Source organism: Pseudomonas sp. Emmai, from assembly GCF_055179735.1.
The window spans coordinates 5,038,898-5,062,901 of record NZ_CM143685.1; the positions used below are offsets into that span (position 1 = coordinate 5,038,898).

22 protein-coding genes and 1 pseudogene are annotated in these 24,004 nt (G+C 60.7%); 14 read left to right on the top strand and 9 right to left on the bottom strand.

Annotated elements, in window-relative coordinates:
• Positions 1-159: 159 nt before the first annotated feature.
• The 3 genes and pseudogenes from ACY4LX_RS23240 to ACY4LX_RS23250 all read left to right on the top strand — a co-directional run.
• Positions 160-930 (top strand): annotated as a pseudogene (locus ACY4LX_RS23240) (MCP four helix bundle domain-containing protein); the annotation flags it as partial.
• Positions 922-1,785, top strand: coding sequence for a methyl-accepting chemotaxis protein (locus tag ACY4LX_RS23245; RefSeq protein WP_429515953.1), 864 nt, complete (start codon positions 922-924; stop codon positions 1,783-1,785). The pseudogene ACY4LX_RS23240 and the gene ACY4LX_RS23245, both read left to right, overlap by 9 nt.
• An 87-nt stretch (positions 1,786-1,872) precedes the next feature.
• A complete protein-coding gene (locus ACY4LX_RS23250; protein WP_149661841.1) occupies positions 1,873-2,496 on the top strand; it encodes a response regulator transcription factor in 624 nt (207 codons plus the stop codon).
• A 113-nt stretch (positions 2,497-2,609) separates the two neighbouring features.
• On the opposite strand, the gene ACY4LX_RS23255 is transcribed toward ACY4LX_RS23250, so the two are convergent.
• A complete protein-coding gene (locus tag ACY4LX_RS23255) occupies positions 2,610-3,182 on the bottom strand; it encodes a DUF4174 domain-containing protein (RefSeq protein WP_149661840.1) in 573 nt (190 codons plus the stop codon).
• 234 nt (positions 3,183-3,416) lie between these two features.
• Between ACY4LX_RS23255 and ACY4LX_RS23260 the strand changes: the two genes are divergently transcribed.
• The gene (locus ACY4LX_RS23260; protein WP_149661839.1) at positions 3,417-3,881 is read left to right on the top strand and encodes a GNAT family N-acetyltransferase; all 465 of its coding nucleotides are present in this window, start codon (positions 3,417-3,419) and stop codon (positions 3,879-3,881) included.
• A 53-nt stretch (positions 3,882-3,934) separates the two neighbouring features.
• On the opposite strand, the gene ACY4LX_RS23265 is transcribed toward ACY4LX_RS23260, so the two are convergent.
• Both ACY4LX_RS23265 and ACY4LX_RS23270 read right to left on the bottom strand, forming a co-directional pair.
• On the bottom strand, positions 3,935-4,720 hold the full coding sequence (locus tag ACY4LX_RS23265) for a sulfite exporter TauE/SafE family protein (protein ID WP_149661838.1): 786 nt from the start codon (positions 4,718-4,720) through the stop codon (positions 3,935-3,937).
• Positions 4,721-4,929: 209 nt separating this feature from the next.
• Complete coding sequence (locus ACY4LX_RS23270; protein ID WP_149661837.1) at positions 4,930-5,667, bottom strand: hypothetical protein; 738 nt, start codon at positions 5,665-5,667, stop codon at positions 4,930-4,932.
• A gap of 236 nt (positions 5,668-5,903) precedes the next feature.
• On the opposite strand from ACY4LX_RS23270, the gene ACY4LX_RS23275 reads away from it, so the two are divergent.
• The 3 genes from ACY4LX_RS23275 (at position 5,904) to ACY4LX_RS23285 (ending at position 8,563) form a co-directional block, all read left to right on the top strand.
• Positions 5,904-7,052, top strand: a complete 1,149-nt coding sequence (locus ACY4LX_RS23275) for an aldose epimerase family protein (protein ID WP_463257963.1) — start codon at positions 5,904-5,906, stop codon at positions 7,050-7,052.
• A 189-nt stretch (positions 7,053-7,241) separates the two neighbouring features.
• Entirely contained in the window at positions 7,242-8,063 is an 822-nt protein-coding gene (locus ACY4LX_RS23280) for an aldo/keto reductase (RefSeq protein ID WP_149661835.1), read from the top strand.
• Between the two features lie 29 nt (positions 8,064-8,092).
• Positions 8,093-8,563 (top strand): DUF1810 domain-containing protein, encoded by a 471-nt coding sequence (locus ACY4LX_RS23285; protein WP_463257964.1) that lies wholly within the window; start codon positions 8,093-8,095, stop codon positions 8,561-8,563.
• Here ACY4LX_RS23285 and ACY4LX_RS23290 read toward each other — a convergent pair.
• A complete protein-coding gene (locus ACY4LX_RS23290; protein ID WP_178129286.1) occupies positions 8,528-10,888 on the bottom strand; it encodes a DNA polymerase II in 2,361 nt (786 codons plus the stop codon). The two genes, ACY4LX_RS23285 and ACY4LX_RS23290, sit on opposite strands and share 36 nt — an antisense overlap.
• Positions 10,889-11,106: 218 nt before the next feature.
• On the opposite strand from ACY4LX_RS23290, the gene ACY4LX_RS23295 reads away from it, so the two are divergent.
• A complete protein-coding gene (locus tag ACY4LX_RS23295; protein ID WP_463257965.1) occupies positions 11,107-11,547 on the top strand; it encodes a CBS domain-containing protein in 441 nt (146 codons plus the stop codon).
• Positions 11,548-11,951: 404 nt separating this feature from the next.
• Here the strand turns inward: ACY4LX_RS23295 and ACY4LX_RS23300 are convergent, their stop codons facing one another.
• Positions 11,952-12,575 carry a glutathione S-transferase N-terminal domain-containing protein gene (locus ACY4LX_RS23300; RefSeq protein ID WP_463257966.1) on the bottom strand — a complete coding sequence of 208 codons (624 nt, stop codon included), beginning with the start codon at positions 12,573-12,575 and terminating at the stop codon, positions 11,952-11,954.
• 147 nt (positions 12,576-12,722) lie between these two features.
• Here ACY4LX_RS23300 and ACY4LX_RS23305 point away from each other — a divergent pair, with 147 nt between their 5' ends.
• The 3 genes from ACY4LX_RS23305 to ACY4LX_RS23315 all read left to right on the top strand — a co-directional run bounded on the left by ACY4LX_RS23305 (position 12,723) and on the right by ACY4LX_RS23315 (position 14,963).
• A complete protein-coding gene (locus ACY4LX_RS23305; protein WP_463257967.1) occupies positions 12,723-13,517 on the top strand; it encodes a DUF4349 domain-containing protein in 795 nt (264 codons plus the stop codon).
• A 14-nt stretch (positions 13,518-13,531) separates the two neighbouring features.
• Positions 13,532-14,131 carry a GNAT family N-acetyltransferase gene (locus ACY4LX_RS23310; protein ID WP_463257968.1) on the top strand — a complete coding sequence of 200 codons (600 nt, stop codon included), beginning with the start codon at positions 13,532-13,534 and terminating at the stop codon, positions 14,129-14,131.
• Positions 14,132-14,525: 394 nt separating this feature from the next.
• Positions 14,526-14,963 (top strand): phage infection protein, encoded by a 438-nt coding sequence (locus ACY4LX_RS23315; protein WP_463257969.1) that lies wholly within the window; start codon positions 14,526-14,528, stop codon positions 14,961-14,963.
• 78 nt (positions 14,964-15,041) lie between these two features.
• Here ACY4LX_RS23315 and ACY4LX_RS23320 read toward each other — a convergent pair whose 3' ends face one another.
• Positions 15,042-16,133: a DUF1615 domain-containing protein gene (locus ACY4LX_RS23320; protein ID WP_463257970.1), complete on the bottom strand. Its 1,092-nt coding sequence runs from the start codon at positions 16,131-16,133 to the stop codon at positions 15,042-15,044.
• 234 nt (positions 16,134-16,367) lie between these two features.
• Here ACY4LX_RS23320 and ACY4LX_RS23325 point away from each other — a divergent pair, with 234 nt between their 5' ends.
• Positions 16,368-18,566 (top strand): TonB-dependent receptor, encoded by a 2,199-nt coding sequence (locus ACY4LX_RS23325; RefSeq protein ID WP_463257971.1) that lies wholly within the window; start codon positions 16,368-16,370, stop codon positions 18,564-18,566.
• Between the two features lie 98 nt (positions 18,567-18,664).
• The gene (locus ACY4LX_RS23330; protein ID WP_463257972.1) at positions 18,665-20,188 is read left to right on the top strand and encodes an FAD-dependent oxidoreductase; all 1,524 of its coding nucleotides are present in this window, start codon (positions 18,665-18,667) and stop codon (positions 20,186-20,188) included.
• A gap of 97 nt (positions 20,189-20,285) precedes the next feature.
• Here the strand turns inward: ACY4LX_RS23330 and hemB are convergent, their stop codons facing one another.
• The 3 genes from hemB to ACY4LX_RS23345 all read right to left on the bottom strand — a co-directional run bounded on the left by hemB (position 20,286) and on the right by ACY4LX_RS23345 (position 23,012).
• Positions 20,286-21,260 carry a porphobilinogen synthase gene (gene hemB, locus ACY4LX_RS23335; protein WP_133840596.1) on the bottom strand — a complete coding sequence of 325 codons (975 nt, stop codon included), beginning with the start codon at positions 21,258-21,260 and terminating at the stop codon, positions 20,286-20,288.
• A 188-nt stretch (positions 21,261-21,448) separates the two neighbouring features.
• Positions 21,449-22,291 (bottom strand): PhzF family phenazine biosynthesis protein, encoded by an 843-nt coding sequence (locus ACY4LX_RS23340; RefSeq protein ID WP_463257973.1) that lies wholly within the window; start codon positions 22,289-22,291, stop codon positions 21,449-21,451.
• A 22-nt stretch (positions 22,292-22,313) separates the two neighbouring features.
• Positions 22,314-23,012 carry a glutathione S-transferase family protein gene (locus ACY4LX_RS23345; RefSeq protein ID WP_463257974.1) on the bottom strand — a complete coding sequence of 233 codons (699 nt, stop codon included), beginning with the start codon at positions 23,010-23,012 and terminating at the stop codon, positions 22,314-22,316.
• Between the two features lie 304 nt (positions 23,013-23,316).
• Between ACY4LX_RS23345 and ACY4LX_RS23350 the strand changes: the two genes are divergently transcribed.
• Entirely contained in the window at positions 23,317-23,991 is a 675-nt protein-coding gene (locus ACY4LX_RS23350) for a histidine phosphatase family protein (protein ID WP_149661933.1), read from the top strand.
• Positions 23,992-24,004: the final 13 nt, after the last annotated feature.

Below are 24,004 nucleotides of genomic sequence, written 5' to 3' on the forward strand. Positions count from 1 at the left end.
GGAGCATTCCTCGTTACTCCTGCGCTTCGCCGCAGCAAAATTCGTTGTTGTTTCTCCAATCCTTGCGTGCAAATCCCATAAAAAAATCGCCCTCTCGCCAACCAGGCGCTGAAGCGGCGGCCTGCAAACCCGGCTCATTAGAACCCCAAGGATTAACCGATGAATTTACGAAACCTGAACATTGCGCCCAGGGCGCTGCTGGGCTTTTCCCTGATCGCGATCATGATGATGATCCTGGGCGGGTACTCACTGACGCAGATGAATGCCATTGCCAAGCTCGGCCAGGATGTCGCCAACAGCGATGTACCCAGCCTGGTCAAGCTCAGCGAGTTCAGTTACATCATCCAGCGGCAACGCAACCTCAATCAGCAACTGAGCAACACCTACGACGCCGATCTCCAGGAGAACCTCATCAAAGAACTGGCGGTGCTGCAACAAATGACCCGTGACACCCAGCACGACTACACGCCGTTCATTTCCAGTGCCGCCGAGCGCTCCAGCTACGACACGCTGGTCAAACAACAATTGCACTATGAAAAGCTGGAAGGACAGTTGATCCGCTTGTCCCGTGATGGCGCGCGCGAAGCGGTGGCGGCCCTCATCGGTGGCACCTTGCTGGACAGCTACACGGCCAGCAGCGATCTGATCAATGCCATGATTTCGATCAACGCCGATCAAAGCAAAGATGCCGCCAAGACCAACGCCGAACAGTTCGGTATCACGGTGAAGGCAACCATCGCCCTGCTGCTCCTGTCCACGGCGATGACCCTGCTCTGCGCCTGGCGCCTGACCATCAGCATCACCCGCCCCATCAACCTGGCCCTGGAGGTGGCCGACGAAATTGCCCAAGGCAATCTCACGCGCACGATCTCGGTCGAAGGCAAGGACGAAGCCGCCCGCCTGTTGGCGGCGATGCAGAAGATGCAAGGCACCCTGCGCGAGACGCTGCAGAAGATCACCAACTCAGCGACCCAATTGGGCGGCGCCACCGCTGAACTTGATTGCGTCACAGCCGAAAGCGCCCACGGCATCACCCAGCAGACCCTGGAAATCCAGCAGGCCGCCACCGCCGTCACACAAATGACCAGTGCCGTGGAAGAAGTTTCGCGCAACGCCACCAGCACCTCCCTCGCCTCGCAAAATGCCCTGCGCTCGGCCGAAGAAGGCTGTGTGCTGGTGGGCGAAACCCTGGTCGCCATCGAAAGCATGAGCCAGGACGTGCAAGGCGCTGCGGACCTGATCACGGCGCTGGCCGTCGAGTCCCAGGACATCGGCCGGGTGCTGGAAGTGATTCGCGGGCTGGCGGACCAGACCAATCTGCTGGCCTTGAACGCGGCCATCGAGGCGGCGCGCGCCGGTGAAGCCGGACGTGGTTTTGCCGTGGTGGCCGATGAAGTGCGGGCACTGGCTCATCGCACCCAACAGTCCACCAGCGACATCGAGGCGATGATCACCAGCATTCAAAACGGCACCGAAAACGCCGTGGCATCGATGCACCAATGCACGGCGCGCACCGTGTCGACCCTGGACATCGCCAAAGGCGCGGGAACGGCGCTGCAAACGATCAACATCGCAGTGATCGAAATCACCGAGAGCAACCTGGTGATCGCTGCCGCCGCGCAACAACAGGCGCAAGTGGCCCGTGAAGTGGACCGCAACCTGCTCAACATCAATGACCTGGCATCGCAATCGGCCACCGGCGCCAGCCAGGTCAGCGCCGCCAGTAACGAGTTGGCGCGGTTGGCGGCGGACCTCAATGAGATGGTCGTCAAGTTCCACATCTGACCTCCAGCCACCGATCCCCTTTAACTCCAGCCTTGCTGGAGTTTTTTGGCTGAATGTCAGTAGAAAACCCAAGCCGAGGGCCCACCCATGAAAGTGCTGATCGTCGATGACCATGCGGTTGTGCGCATGGCCGTCGGCATGATTCTGACCCGCGAAGGCCATGAGATCGTCGGTGAATGCGAAAACGGAATGGAGGCCATCAGCAAAACCCTGGAGCTGAAACCGGACGTGATTGTGCTGGACCTGGATATCCCGTTGATTGATGGTATGAGTGTCATCAACCGGATAAAAGCCAGCCCCGTGCGCACGAGAATTCTGGTGTACACCTCGATGAAAAACCCGGTGTACGCCACGCAATGCCTGCGCGCCGGCGCCGCCGCTTTTCTATCGAAAGTCGGCCAGCCAGGGGAGATCATTGCGGCGTTGCAAGCGATTGCCAGCGGCAAAAGCTATTTCCCCATCGACACGATGGACTCGGTACGACGCAGCGACTTTGCCGAAGATGACGAACAACTGCTCAAGCGCCTGTCGCGCCGTGAACTCAGGGTGTTGCTGGGCCTTGCCCAAGGCAAGAGCAACATGCTCATCGCCAGGGAAATGCTGCTCAGCAATAAAACCATCAGCACCTACAAAACCCGCGTGATGCAGAAATTGAACAACGCGACATTGTTGGAGATGGTGGAGTTTGCGCGGCGTAATCAACTGATCTGAGTGAGGCGGCATGGGAAGAAGGCATGCCGCTGATCTGTGGCAAGGGGGCGTGCCCCCCTCGCCACAGGTTATTCATCCGCCTTGGGATTGAGTGTCAAACCCAGGATGGGTACTCAATCATCCGGCATTTCAGGCGGTTTGGCTGGCTTGGCCGGTTTGCCTGGTTTGGTGCCCTTGGCGGCCTTGGCGCCTTTGGTCGTGGCCGGTTCGGCCGCCACCGGTGGCGGGGTCGGTGCAGCCACTTCCTTCTCCTCTGCCGGCAGGGCATCAATGGTGGCGAAGACTTTCTTCAGATCGACCGACTTCGACTCGTCCCCCGACACGTTGATTTTCTCATTGCCATCCTTGCCCAGCAGGATGACCTTGGGTAACGCGCCGGCACCGAGCTTGAGCGAGCGGATCAGCGCCATGGTGTCCTGTTGCCCCATGTCCTTGCCGTCGAGCTGACCGGACATATTAAGCACGCTGTACACCTTGATGTTGCGCTCGGCGATCCCCTGTTTGTTGGCCGGATCCTCGAGCGACTTTTTCAAGCTTATCCACACCGGGTCAATGGTGCTGGACGTGATCACGATCAGGGGCCTCGCCCTGCCCTTATCGACATCCAGCGGCGAATCGTCAGCGACGGCGAGCAAGGGGCCGGCAAATGCCAGCAGGGTTGTCAGGGTCAAAGACCTGATGAGCATGCGCATCTCCTTTTGATATCCACGCTCTAATGATTGCGCATTGCCGCGATCGTTCCGGGTGACGATCCGCAAATGTGTTTCGCTTAGCCCCAAGCTTAGGTCAGGGCCGACATTGCGCAACAAACTGTGAAGGATTGTGAGCGCGCTTTGATTCGTTTTTATGATCGTTTAGGGTGGGTCGTGATGTCCGCGAGCAAATCGCCAGGGGCCGCAATACAGGAGCTTCAATCCACCATGGAAATCGACTACCTCTGTGACCATCCCGAGCTGATCCACGAATTGGCCGAACTGAATTTCAAGGAGTGGGGCCACTTTCGCGCCGACGACACCGTCGAGGGGCGGATCGAACATTTGCAGGCCAACGCCGGAAAAGGCTCGGTGCCGACGGTGATGGTCGCGATCGAGGGTTCACAATTGCTCGGCGGCGCCATGCTGCTGACCCGCGACATGGCCGCACGCGCCGAACTGACGCCATGGCTGGCCGGGGTCTACGTCAAGGCAGAACACCGCGGCCGGGGCATCGCCTCGCAACTGGTGGCGCGCATCGTCCAGGAAGCAGCGTCGCTGGGCGTGCCGCAACTCTATCTGTACACCGACACGTCACAGACCCTATATGCGCGCCAAGGCTGGGAAGTGCTGGAGCAGCTGGTTTACCAGGGGCTTGATGTGACGGTGATGACGCGTGGGACCACCACCTGATTAACGTGCGACTCGCCACAGGTCAAGGTTGAATCAAGGAGATCGGGGGTAGATCAGAACGCGAGTTTATAGCCGATCAACAACAGCATCGTTGCCAGACACGGCCGCAGCAGTTCATCAGAAATGCGCCCGGTCAGGTGGCTGCCCAGCCAGATCCCCGGCAGCGAACCGATCAGCAGGAAACCCAGCACATGCCAGTCCATATTGCCCATGCTCGCGTGGCCCAGGCCCGCCACCAGGGTCAGGGGCACGGCGTGGGCGATTTCGGTGCCGACCAGGCGGCGGGTTGGCAGCAATGGATAGAGGATGAACAACGCCACGGTGCCCAGGGCGCCGGCGCCGATGGAGGTCAGGGCAACCATGGTGCCGAGGATCAGGCCGGTGATGACGGTCATCACGTTCAGGCGCGTGCCACTGGGGTTGTAGTTGCCACCGGCGCGTTTGTGGGCGAAGTCGAGCAGGCGCTTCTTGAAGAAAATCGCCAGGGCCGTGGCGAACAGCACAAAGCCCAACGCCTGCTTGATGATGGCGTTCATCGCCTCGGGCGCGGTGTGCAGGCTGCTGAGAAACCACAGGGTCATGGCCACCGCCGGCACGCTGCCGAGGGTCAGCCAGCCGGTAATCGCCCAATCGATATTCTTGTTCTTGCGGTGCACCAGCACGCCGCTGGACTTGGTAATGGCCGCGTACAGCAAGTCCGTGCCCACCGCCGTGGCCGGGTTGACGCCAAACCACAACAGGATCGGCGTCATCAGCGAACCGCCGCCCACGCCGGTCATCCCGACGATAAAGCCCACCACCAAACCTGCGACGACTAATCCGAAATTACCGAAATCCATTAACACGCCCACAAAAACCGCATGAAAAATCTGGCCCGCAGCATAGCGATTTTTCTTATAACCACTTATATCGATGCGGTCTATCGTTATGCCCAATCCCGCATACCTGTAGGAGCGAAGCTTGCTCGCGAAGGGGCCGGCACATCCACTATTTACGTTGCCTGACACACCGTCTTCGCGGGCAAGCCTCGCTCCTACAAGGGCAATGGTTATTGGACGGGGAGGAAATTGAGGAACAGCAGGCTCTGCGCGTAATTCAAGCCAATCCGCCGATACCGCTCATCCAGCATCTGCGTCAGCAAATCCAGCCTCGCCACGATCTTGCCGAATTCCACGGCGAAACTCAGGTTGCTGCCCTCCTCCGAAATCTCGTTGGAGAACAGCAACGGCTCGCCGTTCTTGTTCTGCCGCTGACTGAGGATCCAGGTGGCTTTCTCAATGTTGCGCGCGGCGTTGCTGACGAAGACCGGGTTGATCGCATCGGTCATGTAGAACTCCAGCCGATTGCCGTGGGCGGTGACCAGCATGCTGCCGATGGCATAGATGAAGGCGCCGACCCGATCCCCGAGAAACTCCGGACTCATGGCATAGCTCAGCGCCGCCAGGTCTTTCTTGCCGCCGAGGGTCGGCAACGGTTGTTGCAGTTCGATGGCCTCGCGCACTTGTTTCTCGGCGGCGCGGGCATCGAGGAAGCCGGATTTTTTCAGCTCCTGGGGGTTGCGCAGGTACAGCTTGCTCATCAGCAAGTACAGGCTGTCGAGGTTGTCGTGCATCGACAACGTGGCCATGCGATCGACACTGGTCTGGAGGAATTCCTGGGGTTTGCCTTCGCGGAACTGGCTGACGATGTCGCTGCCCTGCTGCTGGCTGCAACCACTGGTGAACAGCAACGTCAGGCACGCCAGCAGGCGAATTCGGGTTTGAAACGGGGTGGACACTCGAGCCATGGATTCTTGGGCTGACACATTCCTGTGCGGCGGGAGTCGCCGCAGCCTGGCCATGGATAGAGCCGGTTAATCGGAAAAAGTGCAGTGCTCGCGATGCCGGACCGATCACTGGCGTCGACCGCCCTCTTATTTAGTCCGACTTTATTCTGGAATAAATCGACCTATAGGCTATAAATCTTCATTCAGTCGATATTTAGTATGACTACTGATCAAAACAACAAAAAGGAAGATCAACCATGCTTCAATCCCGCTACCTGCTCTCCGGCCTCGGACTGTCCCTGATGATCGCCACCCTTCCCGCCCACGCCGCTGGCCTGTCCAGCGAACACAAAGCTTTCGGCAAGACCAATGACGGCACGCCCGTCGAGCAATACATCCTGCGCAACAGCCATGGCCTGCAAGCCACGGTCATTACCTACGGCGCCACGTTGCAGTCGCTGAAAGTGCCGGACAAAAACGGCAAGGCTGAAGACATCGTCCTCGGCTTCGATGACGTCCAGGGTTACCAGGCCGGCACTGCGTACTTCGGCGCGACCATCGGCCGCTACGGCAATCGCCTGGCCGGTGGCGCGTTCAAACTGGATGGCAAAAGCTACCAGGTACCAAAAAACGACGGCCCCAACTCTCTGCACGGCGGCACCCAGGGTTTCGACAAGCACGTGTGGAAAGCGCAGCCGAGCAAAGGCAAGGACTCGGTGAGCGTGACCCTGACGTACCTGTCGAAGGACGGTGAGATGGGCTTCCCCGGCAATATGAAAACCGAGGTGACCTACAGCCTCACCGAGAACAATGAACTGCGCATCGAGTACAAGGCCAGCACCGACAAACCCACGGTGCTGAACCTGACCAACCACAGCTATTTCAACCTGGCCGGCGCCGGCAATGGCGACGTGCTGCAACAGCTCGCCACGTTGCACGCCAGTCATTACACGCCAATCGATGGCACGTTGATCCCCACCGGCGAACTGGCACCGGTGGCCGGCACGCCGATGGACTTCACCCACCCCACCGCCATCGGCAAAAACATCAAGGCCGATCACCCACAACTGAAATTCGCCGAGCCGAAACAGGGTGGTTTCGACTTCAACTGGGCACTGGATGCCAAGGGTGACGTGAGCCAACCGGCCGCCGATGTCAGCGATCCACAGTCCGGCCGGCGCTTGCAGCTCTACACCAGCGAGCCGGGGGTGCAGTTCTATACCAGCAACTTCCTCGACGGCACGGTCAAGGGCAAGGCTGGCAAGGTTTACTCCCATTGGGGCGCGTTCACCCTGGAAACCCAGCACTATCCGGACTCGCCGAACCAGGCGAATTTCCCGAGCACGCGCCTGGATCCGGGCAAGACGTACACCCAGCACACCGTGTTCAAGTTCTCCGCGCAATAATCCCGACCCACACCCTCCCCGGTAGGAGCAAAGCTTGCTCGCGATTTCGGTCTGACATTCAACGTTGATGTTGAATGACACGGCCTCATCGCGAGCAAGCTTTGCTCCTACCGGTTTTGGCTTAGGGAACCCATGGGCGATTCTGCTGCCCACTGAAGTAACGATCGCGTTTAACAAAGGAGGTTTTTCATGCGAACCCTTGAACTGGCCGGCGTGCAGGTACCGATCATCGGCCAGGGCACCTGGCGCATGGGCGAGGATCGCTCGGCGCACCGCAATGAAGTCGCGGCCCTGCGCCAGGGCATCGAGCTGGGCATGAGCCTGATCGACACCGCCGAAATGTACGCCGAGGGCGGTGCCGAAGAGGTGGTGGGTGAAGCCATCGCCGGCCTGCGTGACCAGGTCTTCCTGGTGAGCAAGGTCTACCCGCACAACGCCAGCCGCAAAGGCATTCCCCAGGCCTGCGAGCGCAGCCTGCGGCGCTTGAACACCGATTACATCGATTTGTACCTGCTGCACTGGCGCGGCCAATATCCCCTGGAAGAAACCGTCGAAGCCTTCGAACGCCTGCGCGAAGAAGGCAAGATCGGGCGCTGGGGCGTGTCCAATTTCGACGTCGACGACTTGCAGGAACTTGCCGCACCGGCCTGCGCCACCAATCAGGTGTTGTACAACCTGGAGGAGCGCGGCATCGAATTCGACCTGCTGCCCTGGAGCCAGCAACAGTCATTGCCACTCATGGCCTACTGTCCCATCGGCCAGGGTGGGCATATGCTGGTGAACTCGACGCTCAAGCAGGTGGCCGCCCGTCACGGCGTGACACCGGCCCAGGTTGCATTGGCATGGATACTGCGTCAGAACACGGTTATTGCCATTCCCAAAGCGGTCCGACCCGAGCACGTGACGCTCAATGCGCAAGCCGCGCAGTTGAAGCTGGAAGCGACGGATCTAGAGGCGCTGGACCAAGCGTTTCGCGCGCCACAACGTAAGCAGCGATTGGCCATGGTCTGAGCCATCGCGCCCTGTCAGAGGGCTTCGGAATGAGAAGTACCGATCAGCTCGACTCGTTCAACCTGCCGCGCTTTGTCCAGGCACAGGATCCGGTGTTCGAGTGGGTCCAGGAGGAACTGCGCGACGGCAAGAAGCGTCGGCACTGGATGTGGTTCATTTTTCCGCAGATTGGCGGGCTCGGTGGCAGCGAGATGTCGCGCTACTTCGCCATTCGTTCCGCCGAAGAAGCGGCGGCCTACCTGAATCACCCATTATTGGGTCAACGCCTGCGCACCTGTACTCAGCTAGTGCTGAACCTGGAAAACCGTTCGATCGCCGAGATTTTCGGCCACCCCGATGACCTCAAGTTTCATTCCTCCATGACCCTGTTTGCCCACGTCGCCCCCGACGGCAGCCTGTTCCATCAGGCGCTGGAGCAGTATTTCCACGGCATACAGGATGACTGGACGCTGTCGCTGCTGGACTTAAAACAGGCCAAGCTGCCCACCAATCAGGGTTGAAAAGTCGTCATCGACAAACGGCAGGATCGCATCGGCCACCGGTTGCAATTGCCGGGTGACGTAGTGGTCGTAGTCGATGGGAGCGCTGCGGATCTCCAGCGGCTCGGGCCCGGCGACGGTGATCACGTAGCTGATCCAGCCGCCATTCTGGTATTGCCGGGGGCGCCCCTGCTCATCGTTGTAGGCATCGGCCATCCGCGCCGCCCGCACATGGGGCGGCACGTTGCGCTCATAGTCGTCGAGGGTGCGGCGCAGGCGCTTGCGGTAGATCAGGCGTTCATCAAACTCCCCGGCCAGCGTCTTGCGCACGTAGTCGCGCACATAATCCTGATAGGGCTGGCGATGGAAGATCCGCGAGTACAACTCCTGCTGGAATTGCCGGGCCAGCAGCGACCAGTCGGTGCGCACGGTTTCCAGGCCTTTGTAGATCATTTCGTCCGTGCCGTCGGCACGGGTGACCAGCCCGGCATAGCGCTTCTTGCTGCCCTCCTCGGCCCCACGAATGGTCGGCATCAGGAAGCGCGTGTAATGGGTTTCGAACTGCAATTCCAGGGCGCTTTCCAGCCCATATTCCTGCTGCACATGTTCGCGCCACCATTGGTTGACGTGGTCCACCAGGGCGCGGCCGATCTGCGCCGCCTCTTGCTGACCGTGGGCGCGGCGCAACCAGACGAACGTCGAGTCGGTGTCGCCGTAAATCACCGCGTGGCCTTGGGCTTCGATCAACTGCCGGGTGCGCAGCATGATTTCGTGGCCGCGCAAGGTGATGGACGAGGCCAGGCGCGTATCGAAGAAGCGGCAGCCGCTGGAACCGAGCACGCCGTAGAAGGCGTTCATGATGATTTTCAGGGCCTGGGACAGCGGCGCGTTGTGTTCACGCTTGGCGGTTTCGCGACCTTCGGCGACCCGGGCGACGATGGCCGGCAGGCAATGTCGTGTTCTTGAAAATCGAGCACCACGAAAGCCCGGCACTGATTCGCTGTCATCCGGGTGCTTGAGGCCTTCGATCAAGCCCACCGGGTCAATCAGGAAGGTGCGGATGATCGACGGATAAAGGCTTTTGTAATCGAGCACCAGCACCGACTCGTACAGACCCGGTTGCGAGTCCATCACGAAGCCGCCGGGGCTGGCCTCGGGTGGCTTGCCGCCAAGGTTCGGCGCGACGAAGCCCTGGCGGTGCATCAACGGCATATACAAATGGGTGAACGCCGCCACCGAGCCGCCGCTGCGATCCGCCGGCAACCCGGTGACGCTGGCCCGCTCCAGCAGGAAGGTCAGCAACTCGGTCTTGGCGAAAATCCGCGTGACCAGTTCGCAATCCTTGAGGTTGTAGGTGGCGAGCGCCGGTTTGTCCTCGGCGAACATGCGGTTGATTTCGTCCATGCGCTGGTACGGCGTGCTGATCGCCTTGCCTTCGCCGAGCAGGGTTTGCGCGACGTTTTCCAGGCTGAACGAGGGGAAACTCCAGGTCGCCGAACGCAGGGATTCGATGCCGTCGATGATCAAGCGCCCGGCCGCCGCCGCGAAGTAATGGTTGCGGCTGCCGTGTTCGCGCCACTGCATTTCTTCGCCGCCACGCCCCAGTTTCAACGGCACCGCCAGGCGCCGGGCGTGTTCGTGCAGCACCCGCAAGTCGAACTGCACGACGTTCCAGCCGATGATCGCGTCAGGGTCGTGGCGGGCGAACCACTCGTTGAGTTTTTTCAGCAGCAGGGTTCGGGAGTCGCAGTATTCGAGCTGGAAATCCACGGCGCTGGCGTCACCGTTGGGCGGGCCGAGCATGTACACCTGACGCTCGCCGCAGCCTTCCAGGGCGATGGAATAGAGATCGCCCTGGGCGGTGGTTTCGATGTCGAGGGAGACCAGACGCAGATTCGGGCGATAACCGGGGGCCGGCTTCATCTGCGCGTCGAGCAGCAGGCCGTCGGCGCCGGGCGTGCCACCGAACTGCACGGGCGCGGTGATGAAGCGCTCCATCATGTAGCGCTCCGGCGGGCGCACGTCACCTTCGAACATCTCAACGCCGGCCTTGCGCAGCGCGGTTTCCAGGCGCATCAACTGACCGTGTTGCTGACAGTAGAGGCCGAGCACCGGGCGATGTTCGAAGTCGAGCAGGGCCAACGGCCGCAGTTCGACGTTCTTTTCCCCGCGCAGCACGCTTTCGGCTCGCTCACGCTGCTCGGCCGGGATAAAGGCTACCGACGGTTGATAAGGCAGGCGGATGCGCCGGGGGCCGGCATCGGTCGCCAGCCAGAACTCGACTTCCGTGCCGGCCGGGGTGTCGCGCCAATGCCGGGTCAGGACGAAGCCCTGCTGTAAATCCACCACTGCAACCTCGAAACTGATTCAGAGGGGGATTCTACGCGTGATTGACCACCGATAGCCCCCTCGCCACCCGTCCGTTTTCGTGCGATCACACGAGGATCACCGAAGAAAAACCCGCAAATGGCGCTTTTTGCGTGTTATCTGCCGCTTTCTGCCTTGCCCTGCGCGCCTGCGTCTACGATTCTTCAAGAACAACGACAACACCTAGAGAAGCTGCCATGAAAACCGTCGCCCAACTGCTCAAGTTAAAGGCCCAGCAAAATCAGGAAGTTCACACCATTGCGCCGCATCAAATGGTGCTCGAAGCGCTGATGGTCATGGCTGCGAAGAACGTCGGCGCGTTACCGGTGCTGAGGGATGGCGAGGTCGTCGGCATCATCAGCGAACGTGACTATGCGCGCAAACTGGTGCTCAAGGGCCGCTCCTCGGTCGGCACGCCGGTCGAAGACATCATGGTCTCGCCGGTGATCACTGTGGACACCCATCAAAGCGTCGAAACCTGCATGGGCATCATGTCCGACAAACGCCTGCGGCACTTGCCGGTGGTGGAAAACGGCAAGTTGATCGGTTTGCTGTCGATCGGCGACCTGGTCAAGGAAGCGATTGCCGAACAGGCGGAATTGATCAAGCAATTGGAGCAATACATTCGCGGGGAATGATGTTCCCCCTGTAGGAGCGAAGCTTGCTCGCGAAAGCGGTGTGTCAGTTGGCATTGATTTGACTGACACGCCGCTTTCGCGAGCAAGCTTTGCTCCTACAGGGGATTGCGGTGTGTCGGTTGGCATTGATTGGGCTGACACACCGCTTTCGCGAGCAAGCTTTGCTCCTACACGGGATTGCGGTGGGTCAGTGGGCATTGATTGGGCTGACACGCCGCTTTCGCGAGCAAGCTTTGCTCCTACACGGGATTGCGGTGGGTCAGTGGGCATTGATTGGGCTGACACGCCGCTTTCGCGAGCAAGCTTTGCTCCTACAGGGGATCGCGGTGGGTCAGTTGGCATTGATTGGGCTGACACGCCGCTTTTGCGAGCAAGCTTTGCTCCTACGGGAGGTCGCTGTAAGTTCAGGCGGGCCAATGCCGGGCGAAGACGGGCGCTAAGGTGGGATGCCGGTCGATGCGCGTCAGCCAGGCAAAAAACCCGGGGCGGGTACTGCGTAAATGTTCCCGAGTCCCGGCCCAGCGTGTCACCACTGCCGCCAGCACATCCAGCGCGCCGGGCGTCTCATCGTTCAGGTACAGCTCACCGGAAAACTGATCGGCAAACACCTCCCAGCTCCAGTGCAGCCGCGCGCGGGCGCCGGCCATGAGGTTTTCCCTCGACGACTCATCGGCCTCCGCCAACCAGCGCTCGGGGTAGTCGATGATGCCGATGGCCGCATAACAATTGCTGACGATGTAGACCAGGCCGCGAATCGCCTGATCCCGTTCTGCCGGGTCATCCGGCAACAGGCCCGACGAAGGGAACGTCAGCCCCAGGTGAATCAGGATCGCCGCGCTCTCGGTGAGAATGCTGCCATCGGGCAGTTCCAGGGTCGGAATCTGCTTGAGCGGGTTGAGTTTTTCCAGCGCGTGAGTCGCCTCGGCAGCGCCGGCCACGTCGATGAAGCGATAAGGAATCGCACAGAGTTCGAGGGCCGCTTCGATCGCTGCCGCGCCAGAATTCTGATGTCCGTAAAGCTGATACATGTCGCGCCCTCCCGGCGAACAAACAGTCAGTCGGTAGACGACCGGCCACGGGAGCATGTTCCCTGCCATTTGGCCGATTGAAGCAGGTAAGATGCGCACCCCGGGGCGCACTGTCGACGTCCCGCTGCACACTTCAAAGGAAAGAACATGCGCCAACCGGATGGCAAACCTGCCTCAATGCCTCGCGTCTATTGGTTTGTACTGGCCTGCCTGGCCCTGAGCGGCTGCTCGCCAAGCGACCGATCGTCATCGGCCAGTCTAGCCGGTGAACAGGGACGCGGCGGCGCGATGCTCGCCTACGAGCATGATGTGCAGTTGATGCTGCCACAAGCGCAAATCGTCCCACGCCTGCAAGCCACCCGCGAGGCCTGTGAAACCGCACGCTTCGGCGCCTGTAACGTGTTGCGCATCGAACAAGGTGCCGGCCGCGCCGAGATCACCTTGCGCATCGCCCCCGCCGGCGTCGAGCCGTTGGTCGCCATGGCCGCCGAGGGCGGCGAAATGGGCCAGCGCGTCACCAGCGCCGAAGACCTGGCCGATGCCGTGAACGACACCCGCCGCCGTCAGGAACGGCTCAAGGCCCAGCAACAACGCCTGGACGATCTGGCCAGCCGCCGGGACATCAGCGTCACCGACCTGATCGCCCTGAGCAAGGAACAGGCCGGCATCGAAAACGACCTGCAAGCCTTGGCCCAGGTCGCCGCCGGACATCAGCGCCGACTCGACACCAACCGGGTGACGCTATCGTTCCAGCCGACCGGCGCCAGCAGCCGCTCGTCGCACTTGAGCGAGGCGTTCAGCAACGTGCTGGACAACCTGGCCGATGGCGCCGTCGATGCATTGGAGAAAGGCAGTTATGCGTTGCCGTTCCTGATCCTCGCCTTCCCGCTGGTGATGCTGTGGGTGTGGCTGTGGCGCAAATTTGTGCGTCGTCGCGTGTGAGCCGGGAGTCGAAAATGTCTGAATTATCAACTCCAACCTGTTCGGTGGCCGGTCTCGGCGTGCGCAAACTGACCCTGGAAGATGCCCCACTGGTGCACGCATTTTTCGAGGCCAACCCAGACTACTTTATGCTCGTGGAAGGTGGACCGGCCGACCTCGAACAGGCGCAAGAGGAATTGCTCGGCGAGCTGCCGCCAGGCTGGAACTACAGCGAAAACTGGATGCTGGGCTATCAACCCGCCGATGCGCCGTTGGTGGCAGTGCTGCAATTCGTAACGGACTTGGTGGCGCCGAAGTTGTGGCACATCGGCAGGTTACTCGTGGCCACAGATCTGCACGACTCCGGCATCGCGCAGGCGCTCTATCACGACTTTGAAACCTGGGCCCGCTCACAGGGCGCCGACTGGTTGCGCGTGTGTGAAGTGCATAACAACCCCCGAGACGGGCACTTTTGGCGTGAACAGGGTTTCAAGCACGTTCGAACGAACGAAGGCGTACAGGTGGGCTGGCTGATCCATACCGCGGACATTCTGTTCAAACCGTTGAATGGCGGCACGCTGGAACAGTATTTGGCGTTGATCGAACAGAATCATCCCAAACAAAGCGATTTCTAACGCCAGCCCTGAAATCCTGCGGTGAGTGAGCACCTGTGGCGAGGGGGCTTGCCCCCGTTCGGCTGCGAAGCAGTCGTAAATTCAGACACCACGGACTGACAGGCAGACCGCGTGTATAGGTTTTGGGGGCCGCTTCGCAGCCCAACGGGGGCAAGCCCCCTCGCCACAGGGGACCGCGTCGCTCAACCAAGCAATGCAACCCACTCCATCGTCGTGACAATCGAATGCGCCTACGTCGGCCCGTTAATGTCGTGGGCGGCGTGCATTGCTTCGGCGCTCTTGCCAACCATCATTACTGTCGATGTTCACCATCACATCAATGAAGTTCTCATAAAAAATCCCCGGCGTAACATCCGCTCCATACCAACCAATAAACACCCCGGAGCACACCCTCATGAAACGCCAAATCCTTCTCAGCATCGCTTTCTCGGTTTTTGCAGTTAACGCTTTTGCCGCTTCTTCCCACACCATGATCGCTGAAGGCGGTTCGGATCGTCTGATTGAAAGCCGTGTGGCTGAGGGTGGTTCGGATCGGTTGCAACAGAACCGCGTTGCCGAAGGTGGCTCCGATCGTCTGCAACAGAATCGTGTTGCCGAGGGTGGTTCAGATCGTCTGCAACAGAATCGTGTTGCCGAAGGTGGCTCCGATCGTCTGCAACAGAATCGTGTTGCCGAGGGTGGTTCAGATCGTCTGCAACAGAATCGTGTTGCCGAGGGTGGTTCAGATCGTCTGCAACAGAACCGCGTCGCTGAAGGTGGTTCGGATCGTTTGCAACAGAACCGCGTTGCTGAAGGTGGTTCCGATCGTCTGATCCAGAATCGCGTTGCCTGAATGAATGGCTTTACCGCAGTACTCAACGAAAAACCCGGCCTCATCCGCCGGGTTTTTTATGCCTGCGATCTTTTGATCTTATTTCCCCTTCGTCATACACCGCTGATACCGCTCATCAACCCGCTTGGCAAACCACGCCGTCGTGAGTTTGCGCGTGATCTTCGGGCTCTCCAGCACAATCCCCGGCAACATCGCACGCGGCAACGTCCGGCCTTCAGCCTTGTCAGCCAGGGCGAAGACCTCCTGATAAAGCCGTGTCTCCTCGAACTCCAGGCTTTTGCCTTTCTCCAACTGATCGCGAATAGTCGGGTTGCGCATGCCCAGTCGCTTGCCGAGGGTGCGCACCGCCAGTTCCGTGGTGCCGGGCATGATCGAGTCGTAGCGGATCAAGTCACCGTCCAGCGCCAGCGGGATGCCCGACGCGCGGCTCACTGCGTTCTGAAACGCGGCATTGCGGCTGGCGTACCACCCGGCATTGAAATCGGCAAAGCGGTACAGCGGCTGGGTGTAGCTCACCGGATAACCGAGCAAATGGGCGATGCCGAAGTACATCCCGCCGCGCCGACTGAACACTTCATGTCGAATCGTGCCCGGCACCGGGTAGGGATAATTGCGCGCCTGTTGCTCGGCAAATTCGACGCTGACCTGCATCGGCCCGGCGGTATGCACCGGATTGAAACCGCCGAACAGGGTGCGGCCCATGGGCACCATGCTGATGAAATCGTCGAAAATCGCGCTGAGTTCTTTTTCGCTGCGGGCGGCGTTGAGGCGCTCGCTGTAACTCTTGCCGTTGGACGAACGGACTTGCAAGGCACCGCTGACCAACAGGCTGGGGATATGCACCTTGGCGGCGCGGCGGTCGATCTCGTCCCGGGCGATCTTGCCCAGGCCCGGCACCGGCGGGTCGACCTGAAAGGTCGATTCCTGCTCGGTCACGGCCAGCACCGCACACAGGTTTTGCGTGGTCGGTGAAATGTCCTGGGCGGCAAACGCGGCGTAAATGTCCGTGGCCCAGCCCTCACGGTCGACGGTCTTGGCCGGCAACAAACGCACGATCTGCGCCTTCACCTCGGCAGGCTTGCGCGGCGGGGCTTCCTGGGTTTGCCGGGTGCCGCAGCCGGCCAGGACCAGCAAGGCAGCGAGGCTGATGATCAATCGGTGGGCGTGCATGTTGCTCCGTGAAATTCGTTTAAACCGGATCACCATACGATCAATGGTGGGGCGCAGGCTATGACTCTCAGCTTTTTACGCCGTTCCCTGTGAGCGATTTCGCTACAAATGACAAACTCATTGCGAAACGTTACTGAGAAAACATATCATTTGCGCCTGGAGTCGCATTTGCGCAAGGAGTTCCCCGCGCCGTTATCTCTTTTTCTCATCGGCGGCGCGCCGTCAGGATCCAACATGCTCACTCCTCCCTTTCGCCCGGCTCTTCTTGCCTTGCTTTGTTCCCTGTCCGTCACCGCCCATGCCGCCACCTCCGAAAATGACGGCAAGGCACTGGTGCTGGACGACGTGAACGTCAACGCCCAGGCCCCGACCGTGACGAGCGCCCTGCCCCCGGTGTTTGCCGGCGGTCAGGTGGCACGCGGCGGTCAATTGGGTGTGCTGGGCAACCAGGACATGATGGACGTGCCGTTCACCATGGCGGCCTACACCGAACAACTGATCCAGGACCAGCAGGCCGAAGACGTCGCCGACGTGTTGCTCAACGATTCCTCGGTGCGCCAGGCCTCCGGTTTTTCCAACCAGGCGCAGATTTTCATGATTCGCGGCCTGCCCCTGACCGGCGACGATATTTCCTATAACGGCCTGTACGGCGTGTTGCCGCGGCAGATCATTTCCACCGACGCCCTGGAGCGCGTGGAAGTGTTCAAAGGCCCGAACGCCTTCATCAACGGCGTGACGCCGACCGGTTCCGGCATCGGCGGCGGCGTCAACCTGCAACCCAAGCGGGCCGGTGACGTACCCACCCGCCGCTTCACCACCGACATCAACGATGAAGGCCGCGTCGGTCAGCATCTGGACCTCGGCCAGCGCTTCGGTGAAGACAACCGTTTCGGTGCCCGGGTCAACCTGGCCCAGCGTGAAGGCGACACCGGCATCGACCACGAAAACCAGCGTTCGAAACTGTTCTCCATCGGCCTCGATTATCGCGGTGACGCCCTGCGTATTTCCGGGGATTTCGCCTACCAGAAAGAACGCGTCAATGGTGGCCGCAACACCGTGAACCTTGGCACGGCCACGCACATTCCGGATGCGCCATCGGCCGACACCAACTACGCGCCGAAGTGGGGCTTCACCGACATCGAAGACACCTTCGGCATGCTGCGCGCCGAGTACGACCTGAACGACAACTGGACGGCCTACGCTGCGGGCGGCGCCAAGCACACCCGTGAAGTCGGGCGCTATAACTCGACCACGCTGGTGGGCAACAACGGTGCATCCACCACCACCGGCTCGTTCATCCCCCACGATGAAGACAACACCAGCGTCATGGCCGGCCTCAACGGCCGATTCAACACCGGCCCGGTCACGCACAAGCTCAATTTCGGCCTGGCCGGGATCTGGACCGAACAGCGCAGCGCCTACGATTTCGACCTGACCAAATACGCCAACAACATCTACCACACGGTGCAAACCCCATCGCCGGTCGGCAACTTCTCCGGTGGCAATCTGAGTGACCCGGGCATCGTCGGCAAGACCTTCAACCGCAGCGCGGCGGTGTCTGACACCCTCGGTTTCTTCGATGACCGACTGCTGCTGACCGTCGGCCTGCGTCGTCAGCAATTGGTGGTGCAAGGCTACGGTTACGCGCCTTACGGTTCCGGCAGCCGCACCTCCGCCTATGACGAAGCGATCACCACGCCGGTCTACGGCCTCGTCTTCAAGCCGTGGGAGCATGTGTCGTTCTACGCCAACCGCATCGAAGGCCTGGCGAAAGGCCCGATCTCGCCGCTCACCTCCGGCAGCCGCGTCGTCACCAATGGCAACGAGGCGTTCGCCCCGGCCCGTTCCAAGCAAATCGAAGCCGGCGTCAAGGTCGACATGGGCACCTACGGGGCCAGTCTGGGCGTGTATCGCATCGAACAACCGAGCGATGGTTACTCGGTGATCACCAGCGCGACCACGGCGGAGTTTGTGCGCCAGGGTGAGCAGATCAACAAAGGCGTCGAACTCAACGTCTTCGGCGAGCCGATCGACGGCCTGCGACTGATCAGCGGTTTGACCCTGATGGACACCGAACTGAAGAACACCCAGAACGGCGCCAACGACGGCAACCGTGCCATCGGCGTACCGACCTTCCAGTTCAACGCCGGTGTGGATTGGGACGTGCCGGGCCTGCAAGGTGTCGCGCTGAATGCGCGGATGTTGCGCACCGGCGGCCAATACGCCGACGCGGCGAACAACCTCAGCCTGCCGACCTGGAACCGCTTCGACGCCGGCGCCCGCTATGGTTTCAAAGTCGACCAGAAAGACATCACCCTGCGTCTGAACATCGAAAACCTGGCCAACGAAAAGTACTGGGAATCGGCTCAGGCCGGCTACCTGACCCAAGGCGAGCCTCGGGTGGCGAAGTTGTCCGGCACCATTGACTTCTAAGCCCCTCGTTCATCGAAAAGGCCCCGCAGTTTCACGGCTGCGGGGCCTTTTCGTTTTCCTGCGCCATACTCATTTCACACCTCATGGAGAACAGGCCCATGAACCGTAGCGACGTGTTGATCATCGGCGCCGGCCCGACCGGCCTGGTGCTGGCGCTGTGGCTGAGCAAACTCGGCATCCACGTGCGCATCATCGACAAGACCCTGGCCCCGGGCACCACCTCGCGGGCGCTGGCTGTGCAGGCGCGAACCCTGGAGCTGTATCGCCAACTCGACCTCGCCGATGCCATTGTGCAAAACGGCCATCGGGTGGCGGCGGCGAATTTCTGGGTCAAGGGCGAACCCGTGGCGCACCTGCCGTTAACCCGGATCGGCGAGGGCCTGACGCCCTACGCGTTCCTCGAAATCTTTCCCCAGGACGAACACGAACAACTGCTGATCGAACGCCTCGAAACCTTCGGCGTCCGCGTGGAACGCAATACCGAACTGGAAAGTTTCACTGAAACCGGCGACGGCATCACCGCGCAGTTACGCTTGCCCGATGGCCAGCAGGAAACCTGCCAGGCCTGCTACATCGCCGGTTGCGACGGCGCGCGGTCGATTGTGCGCAAAACCCTGGACAGCGGTTTCCCCGGCGGCACCTACCAGCAGATTTTCTACGTCGCCGACGTGCAGGCCAGCGGCCCGGCGTTCAATGGCGAACTGCATGTGGACCTCGATGAAGCGGACTTCCTCGCCGTGTTTCCATTGGCCAGCGAAGGTCACGCGCGGCTGATCGGCACTGTGCGTGATGAACGTGCCGAGCACGCTGAAACCCTGAAATTCGAAGACGTCAGCAGCCGGGCTATCGAGCATTTGAAAGTGCAGGTCGAACAGGTCAACTGGTTCTCGACCTACCGCGTGCATCACCGGGTGGCGGAGTTCTTTCGCAGCGGTCGTGCGTTTTTGCTCGGCGACGCGGCCCATGTCCACAGTCCGGCGGGCGGCCAGGGCATGAACACCGGGATTGGCGACGCGATCAACCTGGCCTGGAAACTGGCCGCCGTGCTGACCGGCGCCGCCACCACCAAATTGCTCGACAGCTACGAAACCGAACGCATCGCCTTCGCCCGGCGCCTGGTGTCCACCACCGACCGGGTGTTCAGCTTCGTCACCGCCGAGGGCAAAGTCGCGGATCTGCTGCGCACGCGGCTGGCGCCGTTCCTGATTCCCAAACTGGCCACGTTCGGACCGGAGTTCCTGTTTCGCACCGTCTCGCAAATCACCCTCAACTATCGCGGCATGCCCCTGAGCGAAGGCGTGACCGGGCACGTCCACGGCGGCGACCGCCTGCCCTGGGCGCATGATGGCGAAGGTGATAACTACGAATCCCTGAAAAACCTGACCTGGCAGGTGCATGTGTACGGCGACACCAGCGACGAAATGATCGCCTGGTGCATCGAACATCATTTGCCCTTGCACGTATTCGACTGGCGGCCAGCGTTTGAGGCGGCGGGGTTGGCGCGCAACGGGTTTTATCTGTTGCGCCCGGATACCTACGTGGCGATTGCCGATAACAGCGCGGATCCGAAGGTGATCGCGCGGTATTTCCGGGATCACGGGATACGGATGTTTTTTGGCTGAAAAGCAAAAGATCGCAGCCTTCGGCAACTCCTACTGGGTGTACACCATCCCAATGTAGGCGCTGTCGAAGGCTGCGATCTTTTGATCTTGATCTTTATCAGATCCCAGCCAGGGCCAGGTCCATCGCAAAGTACGTAAAGATCAAATCCGCCCCGGCACGCTTGATCGCGCCGAGGCTTTCGCGCACGACGCGGTCTTCGTCGATGGCCCCGGCCTGAGCAGCAAACTTGATCATCGCGTACTCGCCACTGACCTGATACGCCGACAACGGCAACCGCGAAACCTCGCGGATGTCGCGGATGATGTCCAGGTACGCGCCGGCCGGTTTGACCATCAGCGCGTCGGCGCCTTCCTGTTCGTCCAGCAGCGATTCGCGCACGGCTTCGCGGCGGTTCATCGGGTTCATCTGGTAGCTTTTGCGGTCGCCTTTCAAGGCGCTGCCGCCGGCTTCGCGGAACGGGCCGTAGAGCGCCGAGGCGAATTTGGTCGAGTAGGCCATGATCGCGGTCTGAGTAAAACCGGCGGCATCGAGCGCCCGGCGAATCGCCTGGACCTGGCCGTCCATGGCCGCCGACGGGGCGATCACGTCAGCCCCGGCACGGGCGGCGGCCACGGCTTGTTTGCCGAGGTTGATCAGGGTCTGGTCGTTGTCGACTTCGTGGTTGTGCACCACGCCGCAGTGGCCGTGATCGGTGTACTCGCAGAAGCAGGTGTCGGACATCACGATCATCTCCGGCACCGCGTCCTTGGCGATCCGCGACATGCGCGAAACCAGGCCGTTGTCGTTCCAGGTGTCGCTGCCGCTGCTGTCCAGGTGATGGGACACGCCGAAGGTCATCACTGACTTGATCCCGGCACGGGCATAACGCTCGATCTCGCCGGCCAGTTTCGACTCGGGAATGCGCATCACGCCGGGCATGCTCTTGATCGGTACGAAGTCGTCGATTTCTTCTTCGACGAAAATCGGCAGCACCAGGTCGTTCAGGCTGAACTCGGTTTCCTGGAACAGGCTGCGCAGGCTCGCATTACGGCGCAAACGGCGTGGACGTGCTTCGGGGAACTGGCTGGACATGGATTTTCCTGAGACAAAAGTCGTAGGGGGCGAAGCTTATGCCCTGTGCGGCGCAGGATACAAACATCAGGTGAGGAACAAACCTTTACCGGGTTGGCAACAATGCCTCTTGTGCTGGTCACAAAATCAGGGACACCACCAAACAAAAGCCCGTTCCCACAGGGTATTGGGTTTATCCCGAAGATCAGCTACAGCGTCAGGGTGCCGTCGATGCAGGTCACCACGGCGCCGCCGATCCAGATCTCGTCACCGACCTGATCCACCTGAATCCGCCCTGCGCGGCCCATGGTCAAGCCTTGGCTGACCACGTAGGACGCCGGCGCCAACCCTTCGCTGAGCAGCCATTGGGCGATCCCGGCGTTGAGGCTGCCGGTGGCCGGGTCTTCCGGCATGCCGTCGCCGGAGATGAACGCGCGCACTTCGAACTGCGCCTCTTCGCCATCGCGCTCGGGGTGCCACGGTGCGATCACGCCGACGGCCAGGCCGAGCATGTGCGCATGATCCGGTTGCAAATCCAGCACCTGCTGCCGATCCGCGACCATCACCGCCAGCCACCCGGCACCGTTATCGACCCATTGCGCCCGCACAATCGCCCCCGCCGCCAACCCCAGCCCGAGCCGGACCCGCTCCACCACCTCGGCCTCGACCGGACCGGTCTTGAGCAGCGGTGGCGCCAGAAACGCCAGCTCCGTACCTTGCCGACGCACCCGCACCAGCCCGACGCCGCACTCCTGAATGATCTCCTCACCCTTGGGCACGCCACCGGCCTCAAGCCAGGCGTGACAGGTGCCCAAGGTCGGATGCCCGGCGAATGGCAGCTCTTGCAGGGTGGTGAAGATCCGCACCCGATAGTCGGCCCGGGGGTCCCGAGGCTGGAGCACGAACGTGGTTTCGCTGAGATTGGTCCAGCTCGCGAACGCCGCCAGGCGTTCATCGCTGAGTTCGTCAGCGCCGAACACCACGGCCAGCGGGTTGCCTTTGAGCGGTGTACGGCTGAAGACATCGACTTGCTTGAAGGGAAATGAACGCATGACCTTCCTTGGCTCTAAAAACTTACTTGGGAATTTCCAGACCGCGCATGACCGCCGGCCGCGCCAGGAAGCGCTCCAGCACCCGCGTGATGTTCGGGAAGTTCTTGATACCCACCAGATCCCCGGCCTCGTAGAAGCCGATCAGGTTGCGTATCCACGGAAACGTCGCGATGTCGGCGATGGTGTAGCGCTCGCCCATGATCCAGTCGCGTCCTTGCAAGCGCTGGTCGAGCACGTTGAGCAGGCGCTTGCTTTCTTCGACGTAGCGCTCAAGGGGCCGCTTGTCTTCGTAGTCCTTGCCACCGAATTTGTTGAAGAAACCGACCTGGCCGAAGATCGGCCCGATACCGCCCATCTGAAACATCAACCACTGGATCGTCTCGTAGCGCGCCGCCGATTCCTGGGCCAGCAACTGGCCACTTTTGTCGGCGAGGTAGATCAGGATCGCCCCGGACTCGAACAACGGCAGTGGCTGATCCCCTGGGCCGTGGGGGTCGATGATCGCCGGGATCTTGTTGTTGGGGTTCAACGACATGAACGCCGGCGACAACTGATCATTGGTTTCGAAGCCCACACGATGCGGCTCGTACGGCAGACCGATCTCTTCCAGCATGATCGAAACCTTGACGCCGTTGGGGGTCGGCAAGGAGTAGAGCTGAATCCACTCGGGGTACTGGGCCGGCCATTTTTGGTGGATCGGGAACGCAGAGAGATCGGTCATGGGGTGATCCGCGCAGACATTGGAGCGCTGATCATAATGGAGGACCGGCCGATGCGGCATACGCAATCGTGCCAGCGTCCATAAATCCGCAACATCCTGTCGATAACCTTCGGCCAACCCAGCGAAGGTTGCGGCTAAAGTGCTGCGAACCCGCCGTCATCGAACCAATGGGCTTCAGAGGACTCTGAACATTGCCTTTTACGAAACGGACCGGCTTAACGACATGGAAAACACCCGCTGCTGGGAGCGCGCGGTGTAAAGGTTTGTCAGCCTTAATCGAATGCGCTGAAGATCCCTTTATTCAATGATGAACCTTTCGAAATTTGTCCAACGCTTCAAACGTCGCGCGTATGTCTTTCTGCCCTCGTTATTGGCGGCCAGCGCGCTGTTCCTGTCGCTTGAGTCCAGCGAAAGCCGCGCCCAACCGGCCGACGGCACCCAGACGCTGGTATTCCTGCGCCACGCCGAAAAACCCGACGGCGGCCTGGGCCAGCTCAATTGCCAGGGTTTGAACCGGGCGATCAACCTGTCCACCCTGCTCCCGGAAAAATTCGGCAAGGCCGATTACGTGTTTGCCGCCAACCCGACACGCAATGTCGAGGAAGGCGAACTGGACAATTCCTACAGCTACATTCGTCCGCTGATGACCATCAGCCCCAGCGCCATCAAGCTCGGCCTGCCGGTGAACATCGAATACTCGGCCAACGACACCAGTGATCTGGCGGACGAATTGCTGCACGACAAGTATCACAACTCGATCATCTACACCGCCTGGTCCCACGGCTACCTGCCGGAGTTGATCAACAAGGTTGCCGGCGACGCGGTGGGCAAGAAACAGAACATCACCGACGACTGGGAGTCCAGTGACTACGATTCGCTGTACGTGCTGACTCTGACATGGCACAACGGCAAGGCCAGTCTGGTCAGCCACACCTATAAACAAGGGCTGGATAACGGCTCGCAGAACTGTCCTACATAACAGGTCCCCCAGG